This is a genomic window from Vitiosangium sp. GDMCC 1.1324 (genome assembly GCF_003044305.1).
In the GTDB taxonomy this organism is placed as follows: Bacteria; Myxococcota; Myxococcia; order Myxococcales; family Myxococcaceae; genus Archangium.
In genome coordinates this window covers 133,825-155,009 of sequence record NZ_PZOX01000026.1, presented here as the reverse complement: position 1 = coordinate 155,009, position 21,185 = coordinate 133,825, and the positions used below count along the sequence as shown (strand labels likewise).

General features: G+C 69.7%; 14 protein-coding genes. 2 read left to right on the top strand and 12 right to left on the bottom strand.

Annotated features, from left to right (window positions below):
- Positions 1–122: 122 nt before the first annotated feature.
- Both DAT35_RS48365 and DAT35_RS48360 read right to left on the bottom strand, forming a co-directional pair.
- The gene (locus DAT35_RS48365; protein WP_108076147.1) at positions 123–1,229 is read right to left on the bottom strand and encodes a glycoside hydrolase family 3 N-terminal domain-containing protein; all 1,107 of its coding nucleotides are present in this window, start codon (positions 1,227–1,229) and stop codon (positions 123–125) included.
- A 102-nt stretch (positions 1,230–1,331) separates the two neighbouring features.
- Positions 1,332–1,742, bottom strand: a complete 411-nt coding sequence (locus tag DAT35_RS48360) for a VOC family protein (RefSeq protein WP_108076146.1) — start codon at positions 1,740–1,742, stop codon at positions 1,332–1,334.
- An 81-nt stretch (positions 1,743–1,823) separates the two neighbouring features.
- On the opposite strand from DAT35_RS48360, the gene DAT35_RS48355 reads away from it, so the two are divergent.
- Entirely contained in the window at positions 1,824–2,525 is a 702-nt protein-coding gene (locus DAT35_RS48355; protein WP_108076145.1) for a phytanoyl-CoA dioxygenase family protein, read from the top strand.
- 7 nt (positions 2,526–2,532) lie between these two features.
- On the opposite strand, the gene DAT35_RS48350 is transcribed toward DAT35_RS48355, so the two are convergent.
- The 8 genes from DAT35_RS48350 to DAT35_RS48315 all read right to left on the bottom strand — a co-directional run bounded on the left by DAT35_RS48350 (position 2,533) and on the right by DAT35_RS48315 (position 12,790).
- Positions 2,533–3,021, bottom strand: a complete 489-nt coding sequence (locus DAT35_RS48350; RefSeq protein WP_158502186.1) for an N-acetyltransferase — start codon at positions 3,019–3,021, stop codon at positions 2,533–2,535.
- A 71-nt stretch (positions 3,022–3,092) separates the two neighbouring features.
- A complete protein-coding gene (locus tag DAT35_RS48345; protein ID WP_158502185.1) occupies positions 3,093–4,322 on the bottom strand; it encodes an L-dopachrome tautomerase-related protein in 1,230 nt (409 codons plus the stop codon).
- A 143-nt stretch (positions 4,323–4,465) separates the two neighbouring features.
- Positions 4,466–5,293: a hypothetical protein gene (locus DAT35_RS48340; protein ID WP_108076142.1), complete on the bottom strand. Its 828-nt coding sequence runs from the start codon at positions 5,291–5,293 to the stop codon at positions 4,466–4,468.
- A 2-nt stretch (positions 5,294–5,295) separates the two neighbouring features.
- Positions 5,296–6,417 carry a hypothetical protein gene (locus DAT35_RS48335; protein ID WP_158502184.1) on the bottom strand — a complete coding sequence of 374 codons (1,122 nt, stop codon included), beginning with the start codon at positions 6,415–6,417 and terminating at the stop codon, positions 5,296–5,298.
- A gap of 320 nt (positions 6,418–6,737) precedes the next feature.
- Positions 6,738–8,696, bottom strand: coding sequence for a serine hydrolase domain-containing protein (locus DAT35_RS48330; protein ID WP_108076140.1), 1,959 nt, complete (start codon positions 8,694–8,696; stop codon positions 6,738–6,740).
- Entirely contained in the window at positions 8,693–10,189 is a 1,497-nt protein-coding gene (locus DAT35_RS48325; RefSeq protein WP_108076139.1) for a GDSL-type esterase/lipase family protein, read from the bottom strand. Before DAT35_RS48325 ends, DAT35_RS48330 begins: the two co-directional genes overlap by 4 nt.
- Before the next feature lie 119 nt (positions 10,190–10,308).
- Complete coding sequence (locus DAT35_RS48320; RefSeq protein WP_108076138.1) at positions 10,309–11,754, bottom strand: rhodanese-like domain-containing protein; 1,446 nt, start codon at positions 11,752–11,754, stop codon at positions 10,309–10,311.
- 112 nt (positions 11,755–11,866) lie between these two features.
- Positions 11,867–12,790, bottom strand: coding sequence for an alpha/beta fold hydrolase (locus DAT35_RS48315; protein ID WP_108076137.1), 924 nt, complete (start codon positions 12,788–12,790; stop codon positions 11,867–11,869).
- A 244-nt stretch (positions 12,791–13,034) separates the two neighbouring features.
- On the opposite strand from DAT35_RS48315, the gene DAT35_RS59510 reads away from it, so the two are divergent.
- Positions 13,035–13,436 (top strand): DUF4440 domain-containing protein, encoded by a 402-nt coding sequence (locus DAT35_RS59510; RefSeq protein WP_158502183.1) that lies wholly within the window; start codon positions 13,035–13,037, stop codon positions 13,434–13,436.
- A gap of 15 nt (positions 13,437–13,451) precedes the next feature.
- On the opposite strand, the gene DAT35_RS48305 is transcribed toward DAT35_RS59510, so the two are convergent.
- Positions 13,452–20,711 carry a non-ribosomal peptide synthetase gene (locus tag DAT35_RS48305; protein WP_108076136.1) on the bottom strand — a complete coding sequence of 2,420 codons (7,260 nt, stop codon included), beginning with the start codon at positions 20,709–20,711 and terminating at the stop codon, positions 13,452–13,454.
- Positions 20,712–20,781: 70 nt separating this feature from the next.
- A complete protein-coding gene (locus DAT35_RS48300; protein ID WP_108076135.1) occupies positions 20,782–21,177 on the bottom strand; it encodes a hypothetical protein in 396 nt (131 codons plus the stop codon).
- Between the last annotated feature and the right edge of the window lie 8 nt (positions 21,178–21,185).

Below are 21,185 nucleotides of genomic sequence, written 5' to 3'. Positions count from 1 at the left end.
TCTCCATGCGAGCGGCGCATGAAGAAGCAGATGATGAGACCATCGCGGGGCCACCAGGAAGCCATTGTCCGCCCGCACCCGGATGACAGGTATACGTTCCTTCATCTCTCCGTTCCAGCTCGCTACATTTCGTCCAGCAGGCCCATCCGGTCCTTGATGCGCAGCACCCGCCGGACCGCCGCGTCCAGTTGCTCCGCCATTTTCGGCTCCGATCCGGCCAGCTTCGTCAGGATGCCAAAGTAGTCCAGGCCCCCCGACCAGTCTGGCGGCTCGGTGGTGAGGATGACGTCGTTGCCCGCGAGGAAGGCCCGCCGCACCACTTCCTCGCGCTCGGTGCCCAGGTGCTCGGCCAGCGCGCGGATGGCCACGTCGTCCGTCACCGCAATCCATCCGCCCTCGTGCGCCATCGCGACCAGCGAGGGCTCGAGGATGGCGGGCGCCTCGCCGAACTTCTGGTAGACGATGTTCGACATCATCACCCCTCCGAGGAACCGCTCCGCCGCGCGGAACGCCGACGCCTCCTGACGCACGCGCTCCACCGTCCAGTCGGCAATGGCTCGCACGTGGTCCGAGTCGGCATCGAGGTCTCCATACCCCGGGAAGTGTTTGCCGATGGAGACCACTCCCTCCCGGGCCAGGCCTCGTGCGAAGGCGGTGGCCTTCTGCTTCACCACCTCGGCGTCCCCGGAGAACGCGCGCCCGTTGCGGAACATGTGGCCCGCGGGCGACACGTCGAACACGGGCGCCAGGTTCATGTTGAGCCCCACCTCCCGCATCGCCTTGCCGACTCGCACGCCCCACGCCTCGACGTCGGCGTCCTCCATCGTGGCCATCTCCCGAGCGGACGGAAGCTCCTTGAGCGAGGGGTGCCGGTTGAGGCGGTTGAAGCCTCCTCCTTCGATGTCCACCGCGAAGAAGGGGGGAACCCGGGCTCGCTCGCGCGACGAGCGGATACGCTCCTTCGCCGCGTCGAGCTTCTTCAGTGTCCCTCCCACGAACAGCACCCCGCCCACCTCCACCGGGTTCTCCTTGCCGACCTGCGGGTAGGCGAGCAGCAACTGCCCCACCTTCTCGCGCAGGGTCAGCGATTGGAGGACCCGCTCCACGCGAGCGTCATCGGGCACGCGATCATGGAAGCCCCGGTGCTTCCCCGAGGCGGTCGCCGTGCCCGCCACGGTGGAGAGCACGAGCGTCAGACTGATGAGCGATGAGCGAAGCACTGCGCACATGGGGTCGCAGTCTTCCATGGAGGAGCCCCTGGGGCTCGAACGGATTCAGCGCGGCCCGAGAGAATGTCCGGCCGAGAGGCGGGCGAGCGGCCCGGCATGGGTTCAGGAGCCAACGAGCTCATCGTAGCCCCGGCCCCGGAACTCGAGCAGGCAGAAGCCATGCCCGAAGGGGTCGGCGAGATTGGCCATGCGGCCCCACTCGCGCTCCTGGATGTCCCGCTCGAGCGTGGCGCCCGCGGCCCTGGCTCGCTGGACGACGGCGTCGAGGTCGGTGACGGTGAAGTCCAGGTGGACGGGGGTCCAGTGCCGGCGGTAGTCGCGCGGGGAGGACAGGCTCGGGCTGGCCGGGCTTCCCGCGGGTTTGCCGAGCAGATCGATGGGGGAGGAGGCCCCGAGCAACTCGGCCCAATCGGAGCCCACCCGTCGCCCGAGCTTCAACCCGAGCGTCTGGGTATAGAACGCGATGGCCTTGTCCAGGTCATCGACATCGATGCAGGCGCGCAGCTCGAGCATGGGCGTTCGCGGCTCCGGTCGCAGTGAGGGTATGCTGCTGAGGACTCCAGGGTCGTAGCACGAGCCATCGGGAGACAGGGTATGCACGGCGAATGGGCTGCACGCGTCGAGAGGGACGGGTTCGCCCTCATTCCGGAAGCCGTGCCGGGTGCCGACATCGATGCGCTGCTCGCGGCGCTCTCCACGCCTTCCCTCGGCTCGGAGTTACGGCGGCGTGGCGGCACTCGCGACCTCTTCGAGTCGGTGTCCGAAGTGCGCAACCTCGCCCGTTCGGGGGCGGTGCGCACGGCGGCCGAGGCCGTGTTGGGTCTCGGATGCTTCGCGGTTCGTGCCCTTCTCTTCGACAAGACACCCGAGGCCAACTGGAAGGTCATCTGGCACCAGGACCTCACCATCGCCGTGCGCGAGCGCTGCTCCGTCGAGGGCTTCGGCCCCTGGTCCGAGAAGGCCGGCATCCCCCATGTGCAACCGCCCACCACTCTGCTGGAGCGCATGGTGGCCGTGCGCCTGCATCTCGATGACTGCGGCGCGGAGAATGGCCCGGTGCGCGTGCTGCCGGGCTCCCACCGCGCCGGGCGGCTCGGCCCGGAGGACATCGCCTCATGGCGTGAGCGCACCGAGCCCGTCGAGTGCCTTCTTTCCCGTGGCGGGTTGCTGGTGATGCGGCCGTTGCTGCTGCACGCCTCCTCTTCCGCCACGGCTCCGGTGCATCGTCGCGTGCTCCATCTGGAATACGCGGCGGAGTCACTTCCGGACGGGTTGGAGTGGCACGAGCGCTGGTGATGCGCTCTCAGGTGTCGAGCGGCTTGCGCAGCAGGTGGATGATGTTCTCCCTCACGTGCGTTCTCTGCACCGTCTGGCCCGTGATGGCGTAGCCTTGCCGTTGCCAGAACCGCAGCCCCGCCGGGTTCTGCACCTGCACGACGAGCCGGAGCCCCGTGGCGCCCTGGCCTCGCACCCACTGCTCGAGGTCGCGGTGCACGCTCGCCCCGAGTCCGGTATTGCGGCGGGTGGGTTCCAGCAGGAAGGTTCCGATGATCCACTCGTCCCGTATGGGCCAGTGGCGCACGATGTCGATGACTCCGGCCAGCTCGTCCGCGCCCTCCGCGTACAGCCCGAGGACGAACTTGTCCTCGAGTGTCTTTCCGTTGGGCAGGTTGTTCAGGAACTCCCGCGCCGCGCCGGGTCGCGGGGCCTCGTGGGTCAGCTCCAGGAAGTCACGGCAGCGCTCGAGCAGGGCTTGCAGGGCCAGCGCGTCGTCCGCTCCCAGCCGTTTCACGTGGCCTCTCTCGACTGGGAACATCGGCTCTCCTTCTTCACTCGTGATGCGTGCCGTGAGTAGAGCACGGTTCAGCGGCCCACGGCGCTCGGGGCCAGGGGTTTGAAGCGCACCACGAGGAACGGTGGCCGGGTCGCGGACTTCCCCTGGTTGAGCGCCGCGTGCCGGTGGAGCTGGTTCACCGTCACGTAGAAGTATCCATCCGGCCCGTACGTCAGTCCGTCCGGCCATTGCAGCAGTTCGTCCTTCACGTAGAGTTCGTAGGGGTCATCCGGCCTCGTCACGCCGATGGCACCGGCCCCCAGGTCGGTGATGTACAGGTTTCCCACCGAGTCGATGCTCATGCCATCGCTCACGGCCTTCTGCCCGTAGGGCTTCACCTTCTGGCCGAGCTCCTCCGTGGACAGCTTCGGGTCCAGCACGTCGTCCATCCGGACGCGCCATACCGTTCGGCCGTTCATCGAGCCGAAATAGAGCCACTCGCCCTTCGGATCGAGCGCGATGGGGTTGAGGCCCAGCCGTGGCTCCACCTGCTTGCCCTGCTTGTCGGCCACGGTGATGTGACGGCCCTCCACCACCATGGGCACGTCCTCGGGTTGGAGGCTCGGGTGGCCCTGGAGCACGCGCCGGCCCTGGCCGCTCTTCAGGTCCACCACCACCAGCGCGGGCATGCTCTCGCCCACCAGGTCTCCCCGGCCCATGTCCGCGAGCACCGCCACGCCCCGGTCCGGGTCCACCACCAGGTCCTGGAGGAACGAGTTGGACGCCGCCACCGGCTTGGGCAGGGGAATCGTCTTCACGAGCTTCTCGCCGCGCGTGTCCCAGCCCACCAGCTTCGCGCCCTCGCCTCCGCCCTTGCCGTTGTCCAGAATCCACAGCACCCCGTTCTTGTCCGACTCGAGGCCGATCACCGTCTGGAGGCCGGTGCCATCGGGCCCGGGTGCGCTGGCCCACTGCTCGGTGGGGTAGGGGCGCGTGGTGCCGCCGGGGAGCAATTCCACCACCGCGTACTTCGGTGCGCCGAAGGGGTGCTGGCTGAGGAAGATGCGGCCCTCGGGCGTGATGGCGATGTTGCCCGGTGTCTGCTCCAGGCGCGCCACCACCTCCAGGCCCGAGGGGCGCTTCTCCAGCGTGGGGAAGTGATCGAGCATGGCCGCCGCGCCGCGCTCTTCCTGGGCTCCCTGCGGGGCTGTCTGGGTGGAGGGCTCCGCACCGGGCGACGTCTTGCCGCTCATGGCGCAGCTCGTGGCGAGGAGCCCCAGGAGCAGCAGCGCCCGGGGCGAGCAGGACCGATTCGACATGGTTCGAACCTCCGAGAAAGGGAGGCGCACCTTACGCGCGAGCAGCGGCCCGGGGGCAATCCATCCTCTCGTTCGCGCTCCCGGTGTCCGTTTCAGGCCAGACAACCCTGGTGGGTCCGACTCGAAGCAGGTCCGGTCGAGCATCAGACGAGATGGGCTACTTCCACGTCGAAGCGTTTCACCTTGTGAGAGACCAGGAGTTGGTGGAGCCGCTGGGAGATGAGCAGCAGCGGCTCGGGACGGTAGGGGCCAAAGCGCTCTCCCAGGAACTGGCGCGTGCAGAACCAGTCCGCTGTACTCAGGCTAGAGCGCTGGATGAATACCTCGGAGAGCACGGTGAATCCGATCACGTGCCCATTCGGGCAGCGAGCACTGTCTGGTTCTGGAGCGAAGAAGCTGTGTCCCACCTGGGTCTGAGGTGCCAGCTCCAACGAACCTTCGGGTAACAGAATCTGGTACCAGTCCGGGGTTGGGGTGCCGTTCCGGCTCACGACCGGTCCCAGTTCGTAACCGCAGAGGCCCGCGGTGCTCAGTTTATCGGCCAGCCTTGCGGACACTACGATCTCTCCTCCCAGTGTCCGTGCGATGTCGCGCTTGGGTATCCGCTTCAAATCCAGGTGTAGAGGCCCCACCTGCTTGGCGCCGAATCCGCACTGGGGGCACGCCTTCGTCTCGTCATACTCCGTGCCGCAGTCTTCGCCCGTTGGTTCGAAGAATGGACGCACCCTGAGCCAGAAGAGCTCCGCCTGTTTCAGCTCCTCGGGAGTGTACTTCCGGTGGATCTCCCAGTAGGTGACCGCGATCGATTCATGCCTTCGCTTCTCTTGTTCGTATTGCCTTATCTGGTCGACGAGTGGGTCATCCAGTTTGAGCAAAACCCGGCGCGCCAAGCCGCGCTCCACTCCTATGTTGGGAGGGAGGAATTGCCTTGCATCATCCGCGAAGAGCCGCACCTCGAGTGTGTTTTGCATGGTTAGAAATGGACTCCGGGAAGAGGGTACTTGGAATAAACAGCTCTCATGAAGGCCAACACGGCGTTTAGTGAGGGCAACTTCCTCCCATAGCCAGCCAATTTCCGGAACTCGTTGGTGATGAGCTGGTGATAGGCGGGGTCCAGGTCCACGGTGGGGCCGTTCTCCGGACCGCCGAGGTAGCGGGGATGGATATGGTGTTTCTGCTTGGGGCCGCCCGCCAGGTGGGGGAATTTCTTGCGCGCCTCCTGCATGCCCTTGTCGTACAGCGCCCGTGTGGACTCCGGGTCCAGTGATGGTGGCGCGGACATGAGGACGAGCGTGCCCGCCCCTACTCCCAATACCGCGCTCATCGCGCCGACTGGCACGGTCGTCACTTCCAGTGCCAGTGTTCCCTGGGCACTGAGCGTCAGGAGCGGCACCTGGGCTCCGGTGCCCGCGACGCGTACCCCTACCTCCGCTGCCCCTCCCGCGAGCATGAGCAGATGCGTGGACAGCCGGGCGGCCTCTCTCACCTGCTCGCGCAGAGGTCTGTCCCCATAGCTGGCGAAGTACTCGGGGGAGGAGATGATGAGCGTGGCGACGGCGGTGGGGAGTCGGTGTAGCCCCTCGAGCGTGCCATCGACGTTCATCAGGCTCGCGGCCAACGCTCGCGCCATTTCCACCATGGCGTCCTGGGCACCGTCCAGGGCGGTGTTGACGATGTCCTTGTCCACCGACAGCTCGCCCAGGGGGATGTCGCTGGCGCGTTGGAGCTCGTCGTCCAATGGATACAGGACGCCGCTGTGTGAGAGGTAGAGGCGGCCCACGAGGAAGCTGCCCGCAACGAGGGTTCCCTCCTGCAAGGCCACCTGCCCTGCGCGTTGCAGCGGCTGCCCCGTGAACGCGGAGGCGAGATAACCGTCAGGTCGCGGGACGACGAGGAGGAGAATGCGCTCGCAGAGGGTTCGCAGCTCGGCGGCGGGCACTTGCCGGACCTGCGCTTGGGTATGGCGCAGCATCCAGGCCAGGGCTGTGCGAGGCGCGAAGGTGCGCAGGGGCACGGGGGCCTTGGCCAGCCAGGACCACAGGGCCATGGCTTGCTGGGGACGAAGGTCTCTTCCCGGAGCCAGACGCAGGCCCATCTCCACTTGAGCGGACTCCTGCACTAGCGCGCAGGTGTCCTGCCCTCGAGGGATGATCGGGTGGTAGTCCTCCCACCAGGATGCGGCGGGCTGGGCCGGACTCGCTAGCGCGAAGGAGGACGCAGAACGCGGATGCGCCCCGTCCATTCGCCAGTGCGTGCCGGTGGCGCAGCCAGTCAGCAGTGCTATGAAGGCCAGAGCCAGCAGGGCTCGGCTATGGCACCAGGTGTGCGGGGGCGAGTCAGGGGGGCGCTGAGGCATCAGCTCAGCCTCGGGGTACAGGCATCCTGTGAGCAAGGCTGAAACGAGTGACCCGGAGCTCAGCCTCCCGGGTCCGCGGTGCGCTCCTGGGGGCGCTGTGGAGGACGAGAGGCGCCTCCTGGCACGAGTCCGGCGTCGTCGGGCACGGGGCTCCCGTCCGTCGCGCGGCGGGGCGCGGTGGTGGCGGGCACTTCTGTTTCTTGTGTCTCCGGCGCCTGCACCTTGGCGAGCGCCTGGCGGGCCTCGTCCGACTTCGGATGGAGGGCCACTGTTCTCTCCAGCCAGCGCAGTTGCTCCGCGCTCTTCCCCTGTCGTCTGTAGCGCGCGGCCACTCGGAGCATCTCCTCCACGTAGTCCGGGTGCAGCGCCGCACTCGTGGTGGCTTCCTCCAGCGCGGGCCAGAGCGTCTCCGGGTCCTTCACCTCGTCCAGCCGGACGCGCCTCAGCTCGGACACCTGTGCGCGTTGCCACACCTCGTCGAAGTGTCTCACGTCGCTCTGGAGGGACTCGCTGAAGCGCTGTGCGGCGGGGCAGTTCATCTGCTCACAGGCCGCGAGGTAGTCGATGAAGAAGGCGAGCGGGCCTCTCGCCGGATACTCGCGGAGCTTCTCCGCGCCCCATGCCTGCTCCAGTGTCCGCGCCATCCTCGCGCCCACCCGGATGAGCAGTGAGCCCGCTCGGGGCTGGTGGGCTCCTCGCACGCGCTCCAGTGCCGCCTGTGGGTCCTGTGCAATCGTCGTCCGCTCGAGCAGCGCGGAGACCTGGGTGAAGGCCTCGTTCTCGTCGCCTGGCTCGGGGATCGCGCCGGGCCCCCGGGTGGCCCACAGGTGGTACGCGAGCCCGTAGGTGAACAGGCGCGCGAGGCCCTCGTGCACCACCGCGTCCACCGGCTCCACCACGTGCGCGTCTCGGCGCACCTGCCCGTCCTCCAGCAATGTCTCGAGGATGCGGGTGGACACACGCCTCAGCCGCTTCGCGTCTCCCTCCAGGTTGGTGGCGAGCGCGATGACCACATCCTCCGCCGGCAGCAGCACCAGCAGCGATGTCGTCTCCGGCTGGCCTCCCGCGTGGGCCACCATGTAGTGGCCTCGCAACGGGTACGTCGCGAAGCCCATTCCGTAGTCGGTGAGCTGGCCCTCGCGCGTGCTCATCGAGCTCTGCATCCTCCTCGCCGTCTCCGCCGACACCAGCCGGTGCTGGAGCATGGCCTCTCCGAAGCCGAGCAGATCCTCCACCGAGGCGCGTGTGCCTCCGCCGGCGAACCGGCTGGACACATCCAGGTAGTGCGAGGGAATGAGCTGTCCCTTGTGTATGCGATAGCCCAGGGCGTGTTGCTTGTCTCGTGTGCGGTAGTCATCCAGCGCCGCGTGGCTCATGCCCGCGGGGCCGAAGACGTGGGCCTTCAGGTAGGTGCCGTAGCCCTGGCCCGAGGCACTCTCCACCGCGGCGCCGAGCAGGTTGTAGCCCCACGTGGTGTAGACGAACTTCGTGCCGGGCTCGGCGACGAGCGGCTTGTCGGCGAAGAGGGCCAGTGCCCCCTTCGTGTCCAGGTGGCGCGTGTTCTCCGAGGCCTCGGGGCCGTCGTAATGGGACACGCCGCCCAGGTGTCCGAGCAGCTCGCGCACGGTGATGGGCCAGGGCTTCTCGGGGTACTCGGGCACCAGGGTGTGGATGTCCGCGTCCAGGTCCAGCTTCCCCTCCTGCTCGAGCTGGAGCACCGCCACGGCGGTGAAGGACTTGGTGATGGACGCCATCCGGTACGTCGTCCGGGGCGTGGCGGGCAGCTTGTGGGAAATGTCTCTCAGTCCGTAGCCGGCCACCCAGCGCATGCCCCCGTGGAGCACGCCCACCGAGAGCCCCGCCTGTGTTCCCTTGGCGAGCTCGGCGCGCACGAGGGCGTTCAGCGCGCGCTGCACCTCCGTGGGAAAGGGCGTGTCCTTCCGCTGGGACTCGGCCGGGCGGGGGACCGCCAGCGCGGTGCTACCGAGCAGGAGGAGCGCCGCGAGGAGCGCTCTCACCGCGTCTCCTCCGAGGCCTGGAGCGGCGGCGCCAGGGCGGTCTGCCGGCTGGTGTCTCCGGAGTCCACCCACGCGCGCAGCATCGCGTCGGTGAGGAGCTGGCCGAGCAGATCCAACCCCTGGCCGCGCGGGTGCACCAGGTCCTCATGGACGAACCCGGCATCCATGAAGCGCGCCAGCGAGCCCGAGCCCCCCATGGTGGAGAAGATGTCGAAGAAGGCGCAGCCCTCGGCGAGGGCGATCTGCCGCTCGATGGAGATGACCTCGTCGAGGTAGGGCCGCTGGGCGAGCCTGTGCGGCCCGGTGCCTCCGCGCACCGCGTCGATGGGGCCCACCACCAGGCAGGCACTCGTGGGAGCGGCGGCGCGCGAGCGGCGGACGAAGGTGCGCAGGCCCTCCTCCACTTCGGCGATGTTCGAGCGGCCCCACTCGAGCCGCTTGGCCTCGTTGCCTCCGAGGATGAAGAGCAGCAGGCTCGGCGAGCGCTCGGCGAGCTGGGCGCGGAAGATGTCCTCGCGCGCTCGCAGGAAGAGGTTGGCGTCGGAGGACGGGACGCCCAGGGTGTCGAGCACGATGCCGGGGCGCTCCTGTTGCAGCACCACGCCGAGCACCACCGCGCCACGGCCCTCGGCGACCACGTCCAGGGTGCGTGCTCCGTGGGGGAGATCGAAGGTGAGCGCCTGGGCCTGGCCGCTGCCATGGGGCTCGGCGCGGGCGAGCTCCTGGCCGTCGACGTGGACGGACAGCGCGCCCGCTCGGGGCACGTCGAGCCACCACAGGGTGCCGCGCGGCTCTCCCTCGAGCGTGAAGCGGCTGCTGGCCTTCGCGGCGGTGGACTGGTGGTAGATGCCGGTGAGGCCGAAGGGCAGCTCGGCGAGCTTCATCTCGCCCAGGGTGCGCGCCTCCCAGCCGCCGCGCGAGAAGCCGGCCCGGACTCGGGGCCCGTACGGCGCGAGCCGGTCCACGAAGAGCACGCCTCGGCCCGCGTCTCCGAAGGTGGCTCCGAGCTCCTCGCGGACGATGTCGACGATGCGGCCCCCGGCGATCAGCGAGTTGCCGAACGCGGAGATGACGACGGGCGAGGCCGCCTTGCCGGTGGAGAGGGCGTCGAGCGACTCGAAGAAGGGGGTGAGTGCGGTGCGCGAGCACGAGGAGCCGGACTGCGCGACGCAGGGGTTCTCCAAGTGGGGCTCGTGGGTGCCGAGCTTCTTCCCGAGCTGGTACAGCCTCAGGGCGCGCGGCGAGGGCGCCGGCAGTGCTCGGCTGACGGAGGGGGCGGGAGCTGGAGCGAGCTGTGCGGGGATGTTGGCCTGGGCGAGCCGGAGGGGCTTGCCGGGAGGCGTGGCCGGCCGGGATGCGCTCGGAGTGCGGGTGTGCCGGGGTGCCCGGGGTTCTTCCGGGCCCTGCCGCCGGAGCGCCCACGCGAGCGCACCGACGAGGAACGGAACGAGGAGGAGGACCGCCCACCGCCGGCCACGAGAAGCATCGATCATGCGGCCGGGAACTCTAGACGAAAGCCCCGGACCGAGACAGGAACCGGCCGGAAGGCACACCCTCGTCGGTGCCCGGCGTCTGCTTTCTTGCTCTCCGCGTGAATGCCCTGGGGCTCACGCTACTCGTAATAGAGCTGCCCTTCCTCTCCCTGCGCCTTCTCCTGGACTTGGGCTTCGCTCGGGCGCGGCGCCGGGCCTACCTCCACGGGCAGGTCCAGCTTCTTCCACGCGGTCATCCCCCCGAGCAGGTTGGCCACGCCTTGGAAGCCGTTGCGTTGCAGGATGCTCGCGGCCAGCCCACCCCGAGGGCCAGCGCTGCACGTCACCGCCACGGGTGCATCCTGACGCAATCCCAGCTCACCCAGGTGCTCCTCCAGCTCGCCCACGTAGGCGTGACGCGCGTTGGGGATGTGGCCTTCCTCGAACTCGGAGACGGTGCGCACGTCCAGCGTCTGGAAGCGGTCGGCCTGCTCGTGCAACTCGTTGGGAGTCAGGGTGGCGTGGTGCTCGATAGGCAGCCCCGACGCCCTCCAGGCGCGGAAGCCTCCCGCGAGGACTCCCTCCACCCGGTCCATGCCGACGCGGGCCAGTGAGAGCTCCGCCTGCCGCACGTCCGTGTTCTCGGGCAGCACCAGGTAGAGGGGCATCTCCGGGGTGGCCATCCAGCCACTGAAGAGGGCCAGTCCGTCCATCCAGAGGTTCAGCGAGCCGGGGATGTGGCCTCCCGCGAAGGCCTCCGGCTCGCGCGTGTCGAGGATGAGCCCCAGCACCTCGGCGGTCTGTTGGAGCTCGCGCGGGGACAGCATGGGAAGGGTCCGCTGCTTCCGGGCGAGCGAGATGCCGCCGTGCAGGTTCACCCCCTCCATTCGCGAGAAGTAGGGCGGCCGAGGGAGGCGCTCGCGCAGCTTGTGCGAGATGAACTCGTCCCGGCCGAGCACGAAGACGGGGTTGCGGTGGCGCTCGAGGCCGAGCGTGGTCAGCTCCCGGTCGGCGATCTGGCTGGCGCACACGGAGCCCGGGCCGTGCGCGGGAAGGACGAGCGCCTGGTCCCCGAGCGGGAGCACCTCGCTGTGAAGGGCGTCGTAGAGGAGCGCGGAGTTCTCGTAGGTGCGCTCGGGGTGGAACAGATCGGTGCGCCCGGTCTCCCCGGCCAGCAGCGCGTCGCCGGTGAAGACGCCCCAGGCGAGCGTGGGGTGGGTGTCGAGGAAGACGGCGCAGCTCATGCTCTCGGGGGTGTGGCCCGGGGTGTGGAGGGCGAGCAGCGACAGGCGGCCGAGCTGGAGCCGCGCGCGCTCGCCCAGCTGCACGTCGACGTAGCCGCTGATGGGATGCTTGAAGGCGACGGTGCGGGCGCCGGTGAGGTGGGCGAGCTCGGCCATTCCCACGATGAAGTCCTCCTGTCGGTGCGTCTGGAGGACGTAGCGCAGGTGCAGGCCCTGGGCCTGGAGGATGTCGAGGTAGACGCCGAGGTCGCGCCGCGGATCAACCACGAGCGCCTCGCCATCGCTGCCGAGCACGTAGGACACGTGGGCGAGACCGGGTGTCTTGATGGCCTGGAAGAACATGGATGAAACCCTCCCCGGTTCAGGGTGGGGCCCCAGGCGCGAGGAGGGGAGGGGGTCCGGGCCGAGGCCCCCGTTGTCCGGAGGCTTCTCGGAGTGCCCTCCGGTCAGTGGCTCACTTCCCGAGGAAGTTGACGAGCAGCTCGCGGACCTCGTCCGGACGTTCCTCGGAGACCCAGTGCCCGGTGTTCTCGAGGATGTGCGATTCGACCCGGGTCGCCACCGCGCGCATCTGCGCCGTGAGCGGCTCACCCAGGGACTTGTCCCCACCGATGACCATCACCGGCATCGGGAGCTTCGTCCGGGCCAGCTCGCGGAAGTCCTTCTGGTCCTGATCGAACGCGCGGAAGTAGCCCCACGTCGCGCGCAGGCGGCCGGGGGCCGCGTACGCCGCGGTATAGGCACGGCGTTCGGCCTCGCTGAACGCCTGGGGGTTGGCGGACAGGTCGGTCCAGAAGCGATCGAAGTAGATCCGCTCCCGCCCCTGCACGAGCTTCTCGGCCGTGGGCCCGGTGAAGGTGAAGTGCCAGGTGTCGCGGCTTCGCATGATCTGGTCCGACCAGGGCTCGATCCCAGGCAGGAACGCGTCCATCACAACCAGCCGTTCCACCTCGTCGGGGAACTGCGCGGCGTAGGCATACGCGACCATCAACCCGATGTCGTGGCCCACCACCGACACCCGGTCGAACCCCAGCTTCTTCACCAGCTCCCGCACGTCGCGCGCCATCGTCTTCTTGTCGTACCCCTCGTCGGTGATGGACGAGCTCCCCGCGCCTCGCAGGTCGGGCATGAGCACCGTGTGGCTCCTGGCCAGCGCGGGCGCCACGCGCCACCACATGAGGTGCGTCTGGGTGTAGCCGTGCAGCAGCAGCACGGGGCTTCCCTTCCCTCCGCGCACGACGTTGAGCTTGATGCCGTTGACGTCCTCGACGCTGCTGCGGAACCCCTCCGGGAAGAAGAGTGCTTCCGCGGTCCCAGCCGCGCCCGAACTCGCCGCGAGCACCGTGCTCACGGCCCATGCTCCGACGTGGATGCTCATGGGCGCCTCCAAGACGAATCACCCTCGCATCCGAGGATATGCGCGACCCGGGCGCGGGAGTATTGGACCCCGGTGCTCGATACAGAGGCGTGAGGGCGCCTGCACGGACGCTCGCCTCCACCCACGTTGCCGCGGCTCGTCGACGGGAGTTCCTGCTTCTGAATGTGCTCGGGGCCTTCCTTCACGTAGCGTGGCACGCGTGATGGGACATGCCACCCACGACACCTCGCACCAGGAGCGGACCATGACGCCAGAAGAGGAAGCGCTGCTGCGCACCGACCGGGAATTCAATGTCGCCACGCAGGCTCGCGGCGGGGAGGGCTGGGCCTCCTATTTCGCCCCCACCGGCGTCATGCTGCGCGCCTCGGGTCACATCATCGGGACCGACGCCATCCGCGCCGCCATGACGCCCGTCTTCGCCACCCCCGGCTTCTCCCTCACCTGGGAGCCGACCCGCGCCGAGCTCTCCGCCGGCGGGCGGCTCGGCTACACCACCGGCCGCTACCTGCGAAGGACTCCCCAGGCCTCGGGCGGGGTCGCGGAGGCTCGCGGCACGTACATGAACTTCTGGGAGAAGCAGCCGGATGGTTCGTGGAAGGTGGTGGCCGATGCGGGTGACCCGGACGAGGCCCCTCGCCCCTCGTGACGCGGGGGCGGTGGCTCACCCGGTCTTGTTGCCCGGGGCCTGGCGCTTCCCCGAGGGCGGCTCGAGCAGGCGAGTCAGCGTCCGGGCCACCGTCTCGACATTCGGGGCCCGCAGCGCCGAGTAGTGGTCTCCGGGCACCTCCACCATGTCCAGGTGGTTCACCAGCGCGGCCCAGCCCCGATCGGGAGCCTCGGGGTCGCCCACCTGGGCCTCCTGGCCGCGCAGCATCGTGAGCGGCAGCGGCAGGGGGCTCAAGGTGTGCTGGTAGAGGGCTCGCACGCAGCCGGTGAAGACGCGCTGGAGTCTCCGCAGCTCGTCGGCCGGCACCTCCTGCGGCGGCCCCAGCGTCTGCGCCAGGTTCGCGGTGAAGAGGGCCTCGAGCATCGCCTCGTCCTCGATGCGCGTGCCCTGGGCATAAGAAGTGGGGCTGGGCTCGATGAAGACGAGCTGCTCCACCTCTTCTCCCTGCTGCTTGAGCACGCGGGCCATCTCGAAGGCGACCACCGCGCCCATGGACCAGCCTCCCAGCCGGTAGGGGCCTCGGGGCTGCACGGTGCGCAGTGCCTCCACATAGAGCGCCGCCATCTCCTCCATGGACTCCAGCGGCGGCCGCTCTCCCTCCAGCCCGCGCGCCTGCAGGCCGTAGAAGGGCTGCTCGGGGTCGAGGTGGCGCACCAGCTCGGCGTAGCACAGCACGTTGCCGCCAATGGGGTGCACGCAGAAGAAGGGCCGGCGCGAGCCTCCCGTGCGCAGCGGCACCAGCACGTCGCCGTTCGCCAGTGCCAGGCGCAGCCGGGACATCGGCTCCTCGGGGTGCGCCACCGTCCACTCCAGCACCGCGCGCAGGTGCTCCGCCATCCGCGTCGCCGTGAAGGGCTCGAACAGGTCGCTGCTGTACTCCAGCACGCCGGTGATGCTTCGCTCTTCCTCCCACAGCGCCAGCGTCAGGTCGAACTTCGACGAGTGGCGCTCCACGTCCACGAACCGCATCGACAGCCCCGGCCCCATCGGCTGGGCGCCCGGGGCGTTCTCCAGCACGAACAGCACCTGGAAGAGGGGCGAGCGGCTCGGGTCTCTCGTGGGCAGCATCAGCTCCACGACGCGATCAAAGGGCACGTCCTGGTGGGCATAGGCCCCGAGCGTCACCTCGCGCACGCGGCCCAGCAGCTCGCGGAAGCTCGGGTTTCCATCCAGCCGGGTGCGCAGCACCAGCGTGTTGACGAAGCAGCCCAGCAGTCCCTCCAGCTCCGGCTGGGCCCGGCCCGCGATGGGCGAGCCCACCGATATATCCAGCTCTCCCGAGCAGGCCGACAGCAGCGTCTGGAACCCCGCCAGCAGGGCCATGAAGAGCGTGATGCCCTCGAGGTGGCACAGGGCCTTGAGGGACTCGGACAGCTCCGGGCCGAAGCGCACGGGCACTCGGCCGCCCCGGAAGGACGGCACCGGGGGACGCGGCTTGTCCGTGGGCAGTTCCAGCGCGGGCGGCGCTCCCGCGAGCTGCTTGCGCCAGTACGCGAGCTGCGTCTCCAGTACGTCTCCCTTCAGCCACTGGCGCTGCCACACCGCATAGTCCGCGTACTGCACGGACAGCGGCGGCAGGCGGGGCGGCTCGCCCGTGGAGAAGGCCTCGTAGAGGGCGGACAGCTCGCGGATGAGGATGCCCGAGGACCACCCATCCGAGATGATGTGGTGCATCGTCACCACCAGCACGTGGTGCTGCCCGTCCAGCCTCACCAGCAGCGCACGCAGCAGCGGCGCCCGTGTCAGGTCGAAGGGCCGCTCCGCCTCCTCGGCCGCCAGCGTGAGGGCCTCGCGTTCCCGCTCGGACTCGGGCAGCCCTCGCAGGTCCACGAGCCCCAGCGAGGGCTCCACGTCCGGGAGGATGACCTGGGTGGGGCCCTGCTCGTCCTCGATGAAGGTGGTGCGCAGGCCCTCGTGGCGCCGTTGCAGGGCCTGGACGGCGAGCACCAGCGCTCGCACGTTCAACGGACCCTGGAGCCGGAGCGCCGCCAGGATGGTGTACGCGGTGCTGCCGGGCTCGAACCTGTCGAGAACCCACAGGCGCTGCTGCGCGAAGGACAGTGGGAGCCGCTCCGTCCTCGGCGTGGGCAGCAGGGGCGGAATGACGGCGAGCGCGCTGCCGCTGTCACGCGCCGCTTCCACCCTGCGGGCCAGCGCCTCGAGCGTGGGCGCTTCGAAGAAGGCATTCAGGGGCAGCTCGAGCTTCAGCGCCGAGCGCAGCCGCGACACCACCTGCGTGGCCAGCAGCGAGTGGCCTCCCAGCTCGAGGAAGTGGTCGTGCACGCCCACGCGCTCCACGCCGAGCACCTGCCGCCACAGTCCGGCCAACAATTCCTCGGTGGGGGTGCGCGGCGCCTCGTAGGGCCGGAGGCTGGGGCGCTCGGTGGCTGGCGCGGGCAGGGCCTTGCGGTCCACCTTGCCGTTGGCGTTGCGCGGCAGGGCCTCCAGCACCACGAAGGCCGAGGGCACCATGTACTCGGGCAGCGTGCGGCGCATCCCATCGCGCAGGGCGGAGACGTCCAGGGTCCGTCCCTCGCGGGCGGCCGCGTAGGCCACCAACCGCTTGTCGCCGGGCACGTCCTCGCGCGCCACCACCACCGCCTCGCGCACGTCCGGGTGCCGTTGCAGCGTCGTCTCCACCTCGCCCAGCTCGATGCGGAAGCCGCGGATCTTCACCTGGTTGTCATTGCGGCCCAGGTAGTCCAGCTCGCCGTCCGGCCGGTAGCGGACCCGGTCTCCCGTCCGGTACATGCGCGAGCCCGGCGGGCCGAAGGGACACGGCAGGAAGCGCTCGGCGGTGAGCTCGGGGCGGAGCAGGTAGCCTCGCGCGAGCCCGTCGCCCGAGAGGTACAGCTCCCCGGGCACACCCACGGGCACCGGCTCCAGGTGCTCGTCCAGCACATAGGCCCGGGTGTTGGAGAGGGGACGGCCGATGGTGATGGGCTCTCCGGGGCGCACGCGCACCCAGGTGGAGTACGTGGTGTCCTCCGAGGGCCCATAGAGGTTGTTCAAATCCCTCACCGTGGGGACCTCATAAACCTGACGCGCGAGCGGCTCGGGGAGGGGCTCTCCGGCGAGGTTGATGACACGCACCGAGCCGGGCAGCGCTCCGAGCCGCAGCAGTTGGGCCATGGCCGAGGGCACGGTGTTGACGAGGGTGACGTCGGAGGCCTGGGGCAGCTCGGCGAGGTGCAGCGCGTTGCGGGCGACGATGACGGTGCCGCCGCTGCTCAACGGGGCGAAGACCTCGAAGACGGAGAGGTCGAAGTTGAGCGAGGTGCAGGCCAGCACGCCGCGCAGCGACTCGGGCGAGAAAGTGGCCAGGGCCCAGGAGAGGAAGGCCACGGCGCTGCGGTGGGTGATGGCCACGCCCTTGGGCCGACCGGTGCTGCCCGAGGTGTAGATGAGGTAGGCGAGGTTCTCGGGGTGGAGCGCGCCGGGCGGAGGCGAGTCGGGCAGGTGCGCGAGCTCCTCCGGGAGAGCGTCCAGGCAGACCACCCGGGCGGAGTGGGGAGGCAGCACGCCCTGGAGGTGGGAGTGGGCGAGGAGCGCGGGGCCCTGGGCATCCTCGAGGAGGAAGGCGAGGCGCTCGCGAGGGTAGGTGGGGTCGAGCGGGACGTAGGCGCCACCGGCCTTGAGGATGGCGAGCAGGCCCACGACCATGTCCGCGGAGCGCTCGACGCACAGGCCCACGCGCACCTCGGGGCCGACGCCCAGCGAGCGCAGGTGCCAGGCGAGCCGGTTGGTGCGTGTCTCCAGCTCCCGGTAGGTGAGGCGCACGGAGCCGGCGCTCACGGCCACGGCATCGGGAGTGCGGCGGGCCTGGGCCTCCACGAGGTGATGGATGCAGGCCTCGCGCGGGAAGTCCGCGGCCGTGGCGTTCCACTCCACCAGCAGGCGGTGCCGCTCCTCGGGGGTGAGCCGGGCCCGCGCGGGAGCCAGCGCCTCCGAGACATCGAGGGGGGCGTCATCGGCGCGCAGGGGAATGACGGGCAGGCGCTCGCGGCGTTGGGGCCCGGAGGTCCGCTCCTGCTTCGAGCCCCCGCCGGAGCGGGCCTCGTCCACGAGCCGGGCGATCTGCTGCACGGTGGAGTGCTGGAAGAGGACGCGCAGGGACAGCTCCACGCTGAAGCGGGCGCGCAGGCGCGCGATGACCCGCGTGGCCATCAGCGAGTTGCCGCCCAGCTTGAAGAGATCATCCCGCGCGCCCACCTGCTCCACGTGCAGGAGTTCCCCGAGGATTTCAGCGACCCCGGCCTCGGTGGGAGTGCTCGGGGGGACGGGCTCCTCCCGGGCCCGCTCGAGCTTCGGCGCGGGCAGGGCCTTGCGCTCCACCTTGCCGTTGGGATTGAGCGGCATGGTGTCCAGCACCACGAGCGCCGAGGGCACCATGTACTCGGGCAGCTTTTCGCGCAGGTGGGCACCGAGCGCGCCCACGTCCACCGCCGCCGGGCCGCCGCGTCCCACCACGTAGCCCACCAGCCGCTTGTCGCCGGGCACGTCCTCGCGCGCCACCACCACCGCCTGCTGCACGGTGGGGTGCTGCTCCAGCGCGGATTCAATCTCCCCCAGCTCGATGCGCAGGCCGCGGATCTTCACCTGGAAGTCGGCGCGGCCCAGGTACTCGACGTTGCCGTCCGGCAGCCAGCGCGCCACGTCGCCCGTGCGGTACATCCTCGCCCCAGGCGTCTCGCTGAAGGGGTCCGGGATGAATCGCTCGGCGGTGAGGGCGGGGCGGGACAGATAGCCACGCCCCACCTGCACGCCGCCGATGAACAGCTCGCCGGGCACGCCGATGGGCACCGGCCGCAGCTTCGTGTCCAGCAGGCGGATGGAGGTGTTGGCCACGGGGCGGCCGATGGGCACCGAGCGCCGGTGCTCGCCGCGCACGCACGCGTAATAGGTGACGTCGACGGCGGCCTCGGTGGGGCCGTAGAGGTTGTGCAGCCCGGCCTGGGGCAGCCGCTGCAAACAGCGCTCGGCGAGCTCCAGCGGCAATGCCTCACCGCTACACACCACGCGCCGCAGCGAGACACATCGCTCCAGCCCCGGCTCCTCCAGGAAGACCTGGAGCATGGAGGGCACGAAGTGCAGGGTGGTGACGCGAGCCTCGGCGATGAGCCGCACCAGATAGGCGGGCTCCTGGTGTCCTCCAGGCCTCGCCACCACCAGCCGTGCGCCCACCATCAACGGCCAGAAGAACTCCCAGACGGACACGTCGAAGCTGAAGGGGGTCTTCTGCAGGACGGTGTCCTGGGCGCCCAGCACATACTCCTTCTGCATCCACAGCAGGCGGTTGCACACGGGGCCGTGGGCGTTCATCGCGCCCTTGGGCCGGCCGGTGGAGCCGGAGGTGAAGATGATGTACGCGAGGTTGTCCGGAGTGGCGAGCGGAGGCGGAGCGTGCCGTGGGTGCGCGGACACCTCGTCCCACTGCGAGTCCAGGCAGAGCACCCGGGCCTCATGCGAGGGCAGGCGCGCGAGCAGCCGTTGCTGGGCGAGCAGCACGGCGGGGCGCGCGTCCTCGAGCATCCACACCAGTCGCTGCGAGGGGTAGTCGGGGTCGAGCGGGACGTAGGCACCGCCAGCCTTCAGGGTGGCCAGCAGGGCGATGACCATCTCCAGCGAGCGCTCCAGGCACAGGCCGACCCGCACCTCGGGGCCGACGCCGAGCGAGCGCAAGTGCCAGGCGAGCTGGTTCGCGCGCGCATCCAGCTCACGATAGGTGAGCGACTGCCCCTCGAAGACGAGCGCCACGGCCTCGGGCGTGCGCTGCACCTGGGCCTCGATGAGGGAGTGGATGCAGGCGCCGCTCGGGACGACGGCCTTCTCGCCGTTCCACTCCAGGAGGATCTGCCGGCGCTCCTCGTCCGTGAGCATCGTCAGCTCGGAGATGCGCCGCTCCGGGTGCTCGACAATGCCTTCCAGCAGCGAGCGCAGGTGCCCGAGCAGCCGGAGCATCGTGGGGGCCTCGAAGAGGTCCGTGCTGTACTCGGCGCTGAGCCGCAGGCCCTCGGGCAGCTCGGTGGCGTACAGCGTCAGGTCATGCTTGGTCGTTCCGCTGTGGACGGGCAGCACCTCCATCACGAGGCCCGGAACCTGGAGCGGAGGCAGGGGCGCGTTCTGCAGGTTGAGCATCACCTGGAACAGCGGCAGGTGGCGTGAGCTGCGCTCGGGCTTGAGTGCCTCCACCAGCTTCTCGAAGGGCACGTCCTGGCGGGTATACGCCTCCTGTGCGGTCTCGAAGACGCGGCCGAGCAGCTCGCGGAACGTGGGGTCTCCGGCGAGGCTGGTGCGCAGGGCCAGGGCGTTGATGAACAGCCCGATGAGGCCCTCGAGCTCGGCGCGCTCACGGCCGGCCACGAGCGTGCCCACGGTCAGGTCTGTCTGCCCGGTGTAGCGGTGGAGCAGCACCTCGAAGGCGGCCAGGAGGGTGGCGAAGAGCGTCTTGCCCTCGTGCTGGGCGAGTGCCTTGAGGGCCTGGGTCAGCTCCGGGGACAGCACCAGCGACTGGCGCACGCCGTGGGAGCTGAGCGCGGCCGGGCGGGGCCTGTCTCCGGGCAGCTCCAGCACGGCGTTCGGGTCCAACCGCGAGCGCCAGAAGGAGAGCTGCGACTCCAGCACCTCGCCCTGCAACCACTGGCGCTGCCAGGCGGCGTACTCGGCGTACTGGAGGGGCATGGCGGGCAGGGGCGAGGGCTGACCCTCGACGAAGGCCCGGTAGACGGTGGCCAGCTCCCGGACGAGCACGCCCATGGACCAGCCGTCCGCGATGACGTGGTGCAGGTTGAACAGCAGCAGGTGCTCGCGCTCGGAGAGCCGGTACAGCACGGTGCGCAGCAGCGGCCCGCGGCTCAGGTCGAAGGGCCGCTGGGCCTCGGCGGAGATGAGCTTCCAGGCCTGGGACTCGCGCTCTGCCTCGGGGTGCTCCTGAAGGTCCACCCGGGACAGGGGGACCTCGGCGCCGGGAGCGATGCGCTGCACGGGGCCGCCGTCCTGCTCCGCGAGCGTGGTGCGCAGCGGCTCGTGACGGTTGACGAGCTCCTGAAGCCCGCGCTCGAGCGCCTCCAGGTGGAGCGCTCCGGTGAGCCGCACGGCCACGGGCATGTTGAAGAGGGCGCTGCCAGGGTTCCACTGATCGAGGAACCACATCCGCTCCTGGGAGAAGGAGACGGGAGCCTGTTTGGGCTTGCGGGCCTTCTCACGCAGGAGGCGGGCCAGCTGTGCCCGCTTGTCTTCAGGAGTGGTAGCCATTGTTCTTCAATACCTCTCAGCGCTGACAGTCGGCTGGTTGGAAAGCCAAATGCATTCCGGAGGCTCGCCCTCAGCTCGCGCCGCCCAGGCGCTCCTGAAGGAACTTCCGCGCTGCTTCGGGCACGGTGGAGATGCCCTCGGGGCGCGAACCTTCCGCCCAGGCCACCTCTGGCCCTCCCTGCTCACTGCTGGCCTCCACGGCTGAAGCGACCCGCCGCAGGAGTTGGCTCGCGTCCACTCCACGCAGGAGCAACTCTTGCGCCGCCGCGGTGACGAGCATCACCGCGCCCAGCGGGCTCCACTTGCCTGTCTTCAGGATGGCGAGCAGGCGCTGGGTGCTGCGGTCCCCGAAGAACGCCTGGAGCCCCTGCTGGAAGAGCGGGACGAGGAAGCCGCGGGCCTTGCGTCCCTCCTCGGTGTCCGGCCATGGGGCGTCCGCGATGGTGCTTTCGTCGTAGAGGTTCATGGCAGTCC